The 8,438-nt window shown below is 62.8% G+C and carries 12 protein-coding genes; 11 read left to right on the forward strand and 1 reads right to left on the reverse strand.

Going from position 1 to position 8,438, the window contains the following annotated elements; genetic code table 11:
• The first annotated feature begins 149 nt into the window (after positions 1–149).
• The 3 genes from EN969_RS07590 (at position 150) to EN969_RS07600 (ending at position 2,312) form a co-directional block, all read left to right on the forward strand.
• Positions 150–629, forward strand: a complete 480-nt coding sequence (locus EN969_RS07590) for an Lrp/AsnC family transcriptional regulator (protein ID WP_063169202.1) — start codon at positions 150–152, stop codon at positions 627–629.
• Positions 630–694: 65 nt separating this feature from the next.
• Entirely contained in the window at positions 695–1,423 is a 729-nt protein-coding gene (locus EN969_RS07595; RefSeq protein ID WP_024502917.1) for a class I SAM-dependent methyltransferase, read from the forward strand.
• Between the two features lie 118 nt (positions 1,424–1,541).
• Positions 1,542–2,312: a sulfite exporter TauE/SafE family protein gene (locus EN969_RS07600; protein WP_127419055.1), complete on the forward strand. Its 771-nt coding sequence runs from the start codon at positions 1,542–1,544 to the stop codon at positions 2,310–2,312.
• Between the two features lie 34 nt (positions 2,313–2,346).
• Here EN969_RS07600 and EN969_RS07605 read toward each other — a convergent pair whose 3' ends face one another.
• Positions 2,347–2,898, reverse strand: a complete 552-nt coding sequence (locus EN969_RS07605) for a hypothetical protein (protein ID WP_063169201.1) — start codon at positions 2,896–2,898, stop codon at positions 2,347–2,349.
• A gap of 332 nt (positions 2,899–3,230) precedes the next feature.
• Here EN969_RS07605 and EN969_RS07610 point away from each other — a divergent pair, with 332 nt between their 5' ends.
• The 8 genes from EN969_RS07610 to EN969_RS07645 all read left to right on the forward strand — a co-directional run.
• Positions 3,231–3,611, forward strand: a complete 381-nt coding sequence (locus tag EN969_RS07610; protein ID WP_013529135.1) for a hypothetical protein — start codon at positions 3,231–3,233, stop codon at positions 3,609–3,611.
• Positions 3,612–4,007: 396 nt separating this feature from the next.
• Complete coding sequence (locus EN969_RS07615) at positions 4,008–4,541, forward strand: DUF1465 family protein (protein WP_013529136.1); 534 nt, start codon at positions 4,008–4,010, stop codon at positions 4,539–4,541.
• A 75-nt stretch (positions 4,542–4,616) separates the two neighbouring features.
• Positions 4,617–5,126 (forward strand): crossover junction endodeoxyribonuclease RuvC, encoded by a 510-nt coding sequence (ruvC, locus tag EN969_RS07620; RefSeq protein WP_063169200.1) that lies wholly within the window; start codon positions 4,617–4,619, stop codon positions 5,124–5,126.
• 61 nt (positions 5,127–5,187) lie between these two features.
• Positions 5,188–5,439, forward strand: coding sequence for an AbrB/MazE/SpoVT family DNA-binding domain-containing protein (locus EN969_RS07625; protein ID WP_013529138.1), 252 nt, complete (start codon positions 5,188–5,190; stop codon positions 5,437–5,439).
• 2 nt (positions 5,440–5,441) lie between these two features.
• Positions 5,442–5,855 carry a type II toxin-antitoxin system VapC family toxin gene (locus EN969_RS07630; RefSeq protein WP_013529139.1) on the forward strand — a complete coding sequence of 138 codons (414 nt, stop codon included), beginning with the start codon at positions 5,442–5,444 and terminating at the stop codon, positions 5,853–5,855.
• Positions 5,856–5,870: 15 nt separating this feature from the next.
• On the forward strand, positions 5,871–6,491 hold the full coding sequence (ruvA, locus tag EN969_RS07635; RefSeq protein ID WP_013529140.1) for a Holliday junction branch migration protein RuvA: 621 nt from the start codon (positions 5,871–5,873) through the stop codon (positions 6,489–6,491).
• Positions 6,492–6,534: 43 nt separating this feature from the next.
• Positions 6,535–7,572: a Holliday junction branch migration DNA helicase RuvB gene (ruvB, locus tag EN969_RS07640; protein WP_063170357.1), complete on the forward strand. Its 1,038-nt coding sequence runs from the start codon at positions 6,535–6,537 to the stop codon at positions 7,570–7,572.
• Positions 7,573–7,732: 160 nt separating this feature from the next.
• Positions 7,733–8,438: metallophosphoesterase (locus EN969_RS07645; protein WP_164758172.1), on the forward strand; the 706-nt coding region annotated here is incomplete at its 3' end.

The following is an 8,438-nucleotide window of genomic DNA, read 5'->3' on the forward strand; positions in this document are numbered from 1 at the left end:
ACTGTCTCGTTCACAACAAACCTCCTTATCGGTTGAGCCGCCATAATCTCATGCGGTCGCGAAGCTTTCCATCAGATTGGAAAGGGTGTATGGCCTATTGGCCTAATTATATTAGGAGAAAGCTCCAAGCTGTCGGGAAAAGGAAAAAGATGCTGGACGATCTCGACCGAAATCTCCTTGAAATCCTGATCAAGGATGCGCGGACCTCGCTGAAGGAGCTGGCCGCCCAGGTCGGGCTGTCGTCGCCAAGCGTTTCGGAGCGGCTGCGACGACTCGAGGAGCGCGGCGTCATCCGGGCGTTCACCGTCGAGATCGATCCGCTCGCGCTCGGCTATACCTTGCAGGCGATCGTGCGCATCCGGCCTCTGCCGGGCAAGCTGCACATCGTTCAGAAGCTGATCGAGGACATCCCCGAATTCGGCGAATGCGACAAGGTAACGGGCGATGACTGCTTCGTCGCCCGGCTGTTCGTACGCTCGATCGGCGATCTCGACGGGATTCTCGACCGTATCGCCGACAAGGCGGAGACAAGCACCGCCATCATCAAGGCGCAGCCGATCCGGCGGCGGCCGCCACCGCTCGACGCGGCTGCTTCTCGGGATAGGGCAAAGGTCTTGCATGCCTCCTGATCGAGCCGGGTGGAAAGCCGGTGGCCGCTTGGTTAGTGTGCCGACCAAATGAGACCGAGACTGTCATGGCGCAGAACATATACGACCGTGAGGATTTCTTCGCAGGCTACAGCCAACTCGGCCGTTCGGTCGAAGGGCTGGAGGGTGCCGCCGAGTGGCCGGCAATGCGCGCGATGCTGCCCGATGTCGGCGGCTTGAGGGTCGTCGATCTCGGCTGCGGCTTCGGCTGGTTCTGCCGCTGGGCACGCGAGCATGGGGCGGCGCAGGTGCTTGGCCTGGACCTGTCGGAGAAGATGCTTGCCCGAGCAAGGGCCGCCGGCCCGGATGCAGGGATAAGCTATGAGACGGCCGATCTCGATCGGCTCAGCCTGCCGGAAGCCAGCTTCGATCTCGTCTACAGTTCGCTCGCCTTGCACTATGTCGAGGATGTGTCGCGTCTGTTCGGGACCGTGCATCGGGCCCTGGCGCCTGGCGGGCATTTCGTCTTTTCGACGGAACATCCGATCTTCATGGCGCCGACCAAACCCGGCTGGGTGATCGATAGCGAAGGCCGAAAGACGTGGCCTGTCGACCAGTATCTGGTGGAAGGACCGCGCAGCACGGACTGGCTGGCCAAGGGCGTCGTGAAACATCACCGCACGATCGGCACCACGCTCAACGCTCTCCTGCAGGCCGGCTTCACCATCGCGCATGTCGAGGAGTTCCGTCCGACATCAGAGCAGATCGCGGCCAAACCCGAACTGGCGGAAGAGCTCGAGCGGCCGATGTTCCTGCTGGTCTCGGCGCGTCGGTAGGCACAGGCCTGCGTCGGCCCGCATGTGCAGCCGCCACGCTCATATTTGCTGTCGCTCCGCCCGACATTCTGGGCTATTCAAGCGTCGACACGCTTTCCCTCCGGACCAGTCCCCTCCCATGTCAGGCCTGCTTCTCGATCCGTGGTTCTATGCGGCCGCCATTCCGGCGGTCATTCTGGTCGGCCTGTCGAAGGGCGGCTTTGGCGGTGCCGTCGGTTTCGTCGGCGTGCCGCTGATGGCGCTGACCATGCCGCCGGTGCAGGCGGCGGCCATCCTGCTGCCGATCCTGTGCCTGATGGACATCGTCTCGGTGTGGACGTGGTGGGGCGTTTACGACCGCAAGATGCTGGTCGACATGATGCCGGGCGCCGTCATCGGCATCGGCCTTGGCTGGCTTACGGCGGCACTGGTGACCGAAGAGGCGGTGCGGCTGATCGTTGGCGCCGTCGCCATCATCTTCGTCCTGCGCTGGCTCTATCTGCAGTTCCGCCACGGCGCCGATCACGCGGCCGCGCCCAACCGCGTGGCCGCCGCCGTGTGGGGCACGGTCGCCGGCTTCACCAGCTTCGTTCCCCATGTCGGCGGTCCGCCCTTCCAGGTCTATGCCTTGCCGATCCGTCTCGATCCGAAAGTTCTGTCGGGCACCGCAGCGATCTTCTTTGCCGCCACCAACGCGCTGAAGCTGGTGCCCTATTTCGCGCTCGGCCAGTTCGACACCGCCAATCTGACGGCATCGGCGGTGCTGATGCCGCTGGCGCCGCTGTCGACCATCGCCGGAGCGTGGCTGGTGCGCCGCATGCGGCCGGAAACCTTCTATCCCTTTACCTACGCAACCGTCGCGGTCGTGGCGCTGAAGCTGCTGTGGGATGGCATTGTCGGCCTGATGTAGAAAGGCCGCCGCGCAGCCGCCCCGTCATTAGGGGTCAGGCGGCGCTTGGCACCAGACGACGGTTGCCGCCAAAAGCCAGTGTCGCGCCGACCATAACGACCAGCACCATGCCGGCAAGGATGCCGATGTCATGCACGGTCGGTTTGAGCACCATGTCCGCAATGATCACCAGCATCACCGCATAGTCGAAACGTGCCGCGCTCATCATGCGCTGGCCGATGGCAAGAACCTCTGGCGTGACGCCCTCTTTGGCGATCATTGCGCCCATGCGCTCCCCGGTCGGCTTGAAGATGAACATGCCGATCGAAAAGGTCGTGGCGTATCCCGCCAGGCCGATGAGTACCCACAAATCGGAGAAGCCGACCCAGAACCAGCACATGATGAGGCCGAAGATCAGCGTCAGCATCGACATCGGCGCAAAGAACCTGCCGCCCAGCTGACCGCTGGCGCGCATTGCCTGCAGCTTTTCCTCGATGTTGCCCGCGCGCTCGGCAAGCATGCCCAGCAGGAACAGTACGAAGCCGCCGTCGACCCACAGAATGGCGGTAGTGACGTGGAGGAATTTGACGATCGAGTACCAGTCCATGGGTTGCTCCTGCAGTGTCCGGTCAGGTTTGCGGCGGCGCCGATTTGCGCCGGCCGTCAGAGGAGCGGGCGTTTAGCGTGGCGCCTGTTTCGGAACGATGTCGCGAAAAATCCGGCTCTGTTTCAGCTTACGGCCAACGCGCGAGGTCGCAGATTGTGAACGCATTATCTGATTTTCTGCTAATGTACGAATCGTCGGGAGGGGGTTGGCGCGACATCGTCTGGATACGCTGCCGATATTAGTGCGCCAATGCCGGGAGCCCGGTGGCGACAACAATCGCCTGACGATCAACCCATTCCCGCAAGCGGGAAAAGGCAATTCGGGGGACCATTATGCAAGGGATAGCACGGAATTTCTTCACGCTGGCCATCATCTATTCGCTGTGCGGCATGGCGCTCGGCCTGTACATGGCGATCAGCCAGGATCACGGCCAGATGCCGACCCACGCCCACACGATGGTGGCCGGATGGCTGATGTCGGCGGTCTTCGCCTTCTTCTACCATTTGTTTCCGGCAATCGGGCAGAAGACGCTCGCCACAGTTCATTTCTGGCTGACGGCGGTCAGCGGCATCGGCCTGCTGATCGGCCTCTATTTCCTGCTTGCCGGCAATGCCGCGATCGAACCGCTGGTGGCGGCCTCCTCGATGGGCTTCTACGCAGCCATGCTGCTGTTCGCCTTCATCGCCTTGCCGGCGGTCTGGAAGACCGCTTGACCGAGCCTGACGCAGGAGATGCTGTGCTGTTACGGCACAGTATGGCGGCGTTCGGTCAAAAAACATCCGCACCGTTAAGGCTTCATTAAGCTTTACAGGTGTTTACTATGTCCATCCAGTGATCTGGATTCTTACCGAGTGGTTGGAGCCACTTTGTTTGACGCCTCCCTGTTAAACTCCTGAGAGCCGCCTTATCCGCGGCTCTTTTTTTGTCTCGATTTCTCTTTTTTGTCCGCACCCCAGCGGGGCCGCCCGACAGGGGTGCCGTTAACCTTCTGTTAAACATGTGCTTGCCTTCACCGGTGACGAAGCGCATTTTCAAGCTTCAGTCAGATAGGGTTCCGGGTGTATCGGCAGGGAGCCGAATCGGCCGGTTGCAAGTGCAGGGGCGTATCAATGAACGAGCCTTCGAAGGGCAGTGCGAAAACCGTCAAGCTGGCGGAACGCCGGGTTTTCTCGCAATCCTTCAAGCCGCTTTACCAGGAAGGCATGGGTCTGGTCGAACAGGCCGCCGAATATCTCGACGGCAAGGGCCGGGCCGAGGCGAAGAAGCTGTCGCGGCTGGCCGCCACGCTCTACGCGGCCGAATCGATGCGGCTGACCACCAGGCTGATGCAGGTTGCCTCCTGGCTGCTTTTGCAGCGCGCCGCCAATTCCGGCGAGATGACCCGTGACCAGGTGGCATCGGAAAAGTCCAAGGTGCGCCTCGACACCGCTTCCGCCCATGACGAAGCCGCCGGTTGGGCCGAACTGCCCGAGGATTTCCTCGACCTCGTCACCCGCTCGCTGCGCCTGCAAGCGTTGGTGCGCCGCATGGACGACGAGATCTATGGCTCCGGCGCCATGGTCGACATGCAACCGATGGCTCGCCGCCCCAACCCGGTTTCCGACCAGATCAGCCTGCTCAACACGGCTTTCGCTCGGGGTTAGACCGCGGTCCGCCTTCTGTTTCCGGTTTGTTCACATTTCGCTGGCATCGCTGTCCGCCGGAGGTAAACTCGGCAAATGGCGGAAGCGATTCGCATCATCGGTATCGATCCCGGGCTTCGGCGCACCGGCTGGGGCATCGTCGAAAGCCTCGGCAATTCGCTGCGCTTCATTGCTTCCGGCACTGTGAAATCAGACGATAAGGCCGCGCTGGCAACGCGGCTGTGCCAGCTGCATGACAGGCTTGCCGAAGTCCTGCATGCCGCCATGCCGCACGAAGCGGCGGTCGAACAGACCTTCGTCAACAAGGACGCGGTGGCAACGCTGAAGCTCGGTCAGGCACGCGGCATCGCCATGCTGGTGCCGGCGCGTGCCGGCCTCGTCGTTGCCGAATATGCGCCTAACGCAGTCAAGAAAGCGGTGATCGGCGTCGGCCATGGCGACAAGAAGCAGATCCACATGATGGTGAAGGTGCTGTTGCCGAAAGCCATTTTCGATACCGAGCATGCCGCCGACGCGCTCGCCATCGCCATCTGCCACGCGCATCACCGGCAAAGCGTGGCCTACCGGATGGCACTCGCTGGATAGAGATGTTCTTGACTTGTTCACCGGGTTGGAATAATCCTTACTTGTAAGAAAGGGGTGTTTCATGCGTGTGACGAGCAAAGGTCAAGTGACAATCCCACGGGATCTGCGGGAGACATTTGGGATTGGCGCCAACAGCGAAGTCATCTTCGGCATCGAGGGCGGCAAGATCACGATCACGCCGAAGCATGACAAGGGGCGGTTGGCCGACCGCGAAAGACTCGATCGTTTTCTTGCTGCGCTCGATCGGCTTGAGGGCAGCGGCGATCAGACAATGAATGCCGATGCCGTCATGGCTTTGACCCGGGATCGCTAATCTTGGCGACGCTTGTCGACACCAACGTGCTTGTCGATATCGCCGTTCGCGATCCCGTCTGGTCAAAGTGGTCGTGGTCCAAAATGGTGTCTGCCCTCGAGCAAGGCAGCCTGGTCATCAATCAGATTATCTACGCCGAGTTTTCGATGCGCTATGAGGCGATAGACGATGTCGATGATGCCTTGCCTGAAGACGAGTTCCGGCGCGAAAGTCTCCCGTTCGAGGCGGCCTTTGCTGCGTCGAGAGCGTTCTCGGTCTATCGGCGGTTGGGCGGACCTCGAGAGAAGGTGATGCCCGACTTCTTGATTGGGGCTCACGCTGCCATCCGAGGCTATCCCATTCTTACTCGCGATCCCGCAGGTTTCAGAAAGTACTTTCCAGATGTCGAGCTCATCACGCCCGATACTCATCCCTAACGGGGATTGCGTCCAATGATCGGCAAGCTCAAGGGCACGCTGGACGAGGTCGACGAGGATCATTGCCTCGTCGATATCCATGGCGTCGGCTACGTCGCCTATTGTTCAGCGCGCACGCTGGCGGCGCTGCCTTCGCCCGGCGAAGCGGTGGTGCTGTTCATCGAGACCTATGTCCGCGAGGACATGCTGCGGCTCTACGGCTTCCAGTCAGTGCTGGAACGCGAGTGGTTCCGGCTGCTGATGAACAATGTTCCCGGCGTCGGCGCCAAGGTGGCGCTGGCCATCCTGTCGACGCTGGCGCCGGCCGACCTCGCCAATGCGATCGCGCTGCGCGACATCGCCATGGTTTCTCGCGCACCCGGCGTCGGCAAGAAGGTGGCCGAGCGCATCGTCACCGAACTGAAGAACAAGGCGCCGGCCTATGCCGGAACCGCTTCGGGCACCATCGGCCTGAAACAGGAGCTCGGCGACGGCGTGGCATCCGCGCCGATCACCGACGCGGTCTCGGCGCTGGTCAATCTCGGCTATTCGCGCGACACGGCCGCCAATGCGGTGGCGGCGGCGCTGAAGACGGCGGGCGAGGATGCCGATGCGCCGAAGCTGATTCGCTTCGGGCTGAAGGAACTTGCGCGGTGAGCCGCCGCTTGTTCAGCCCCTTGCCGTGTGCAAGGAAGGCGGCATGAGCCTGTCGCCCCGCTTGATTGCCCCGGAAAAACGCGGCGAGGATGCCGAGCAGACCTTGCGGCCGCAGACGCTCGACGATTTCGTCGGCCAGGCGGCGGCGCGGGCCAATCTCAAAGTGTTCATCGAGGCTGCCAAGAGCCGCAGCGAGGCGCTCGACCACGTGCTGTTCGTCGGGCCGCCTGGTCTCGGCAAGACGACGCTGGCGCAGATCATGGCGCGCGAGCTCGGCGTCAATTTCCGCTCGACCTCCGGCCCGGTCATCGCCAAGGCCGGCGATCTTGCCGCGCTGCTGACCAATCTCGAGGAAGGCGACGTGCTGTTCATCGACGAGATCCATCGGCTGAGCCCGGCGGTGGAGGAGATCCTTTATCCGGCGATGGAGGATTTTCAGCTCGACCTGATCATCGGGGAAGGCCCGGCGGCGCGCTCGGTCAAGATCGACCTCGCCCGCTTCACGCTCGTCGCCGCCACCACGCGGCTTGGCCTGCTGACCAATCCGCTGCGCGACCGTTTCGGCATTCCGGTACGGCTCAATTTCTACACGGTCGAGGAGCTGGAGCAGATCGTGCGGCGTGGCGCGCGTATCCTGCAAATGCCGCTCGGCAACGACGGCGCGCTGGAGATCGCGCGGCGCGCGCGGGGCACGCCACGCATCGCCGGCCGGTTGTTGCGCCGTGTGCGCGATTTCGCCTCGGTGGCCGGCGATGGCCATGTCGACCGCAAGATCGCCGACGAAGCGTTGACCCGGCTGGAAGTCGATGCGCTCGGCCTCGACTCGCTCGACCGCCGGTACCTCAGCATGATCGCGCGCAATTTCGGCGGCGGGCCGGTCGGCATCGAGACGATCGCCGCAGGCCTGTCCGAACCGCGCGATGCCATCGAGGACATCATCGAGCCTTATCTGATCCAGCAGGGTTTCATCCAGCGCACGCCGCGCGGCCGCATGCTGACGGCCAATGCCTGGCGGCATCTCGGCCTCGACGCGCCGAAGGATCTGGCGCAACAGCAGATCAACCTGTTCCAGGAAGAATAGCGCTCAGGCCGATCAGGCGCAGGTTCCGGGCCGACAAAGGATCTGTGAGCGGCCTGCGCAAAATATCCTCGGCTTCGCCGGTTTGCCGGCGCATTCGTCGGCTCTGGTGGCGGTGCCATCCCGGGGCAATCTCGCTCCGATGGTTTGCCGGAGCCACGCAATGATCACCAGACGCGGGTTCCTGCGCTTCATCGGCGGGTCGATTCTGTCGGTTGCCGCGCTCAGCGCCTATGCGGCCGGCATAGAGCCGATGCTGCTGACGCATGTGAAACGCTATGCGCTAACGCCGCCGCATTGGCCTGATGGCCTGAAGCTGCGCATCGTCGCGCTTGCCGATATCCATGCCTGCCGGCCATGGATGACGCCGGAGCGGATCGCCTCACTTGTCGAAGACGCGAATGCCCTGCAGCCGGACGTGATCGTCCTGCTCGGCGATTATATCGCCGGCATGCCGTTGGTGACCGGCCCGGTGACGCCGTCGCAATGGGCCTCCGCCCTCTCGGACCTCAAGGCACCGCTCGGCGTGCTCTCGATTCTCGGCAACCATGACTGGTGGGCAGATGGCTTCGCGCAGCGCGCCGGGGCCGGCCCGACCGTAGCGGGCAAGGCCCTGGAGAAAGTCGGCATTCCGGTGCTGGAGAACGATGTCGTGCGCCTGGAAAAGGATGGGCATGGTGTGTGGATTGCCGGGCTCGCCGACCAGCTCGCTCTGCTGCCGACCAGGGACCGCCCCGGCTTTACCGGGCTGGACGATCTCGACGGCACGTTGGCCAAGGTCAGCGACGCATCGCCCATCATCCTGCTTGCGCACGAGCCGGATATTTTTCCGAAGGTGCCGTGGCGCGTCTCGCTGACCCTGTCCGGCC

Source organism: Mesorhizobium sp. M7A.F.Ca.CA.003.01.2.1 (genome assembly GCF_003998945.1).
GTDB lineage: Bacteria > Pseudomonadota > Alphaproteobacteria > Rhizobiales > Rhizobiaceae > Mesorhizobium > Mesorhizobium ciceri.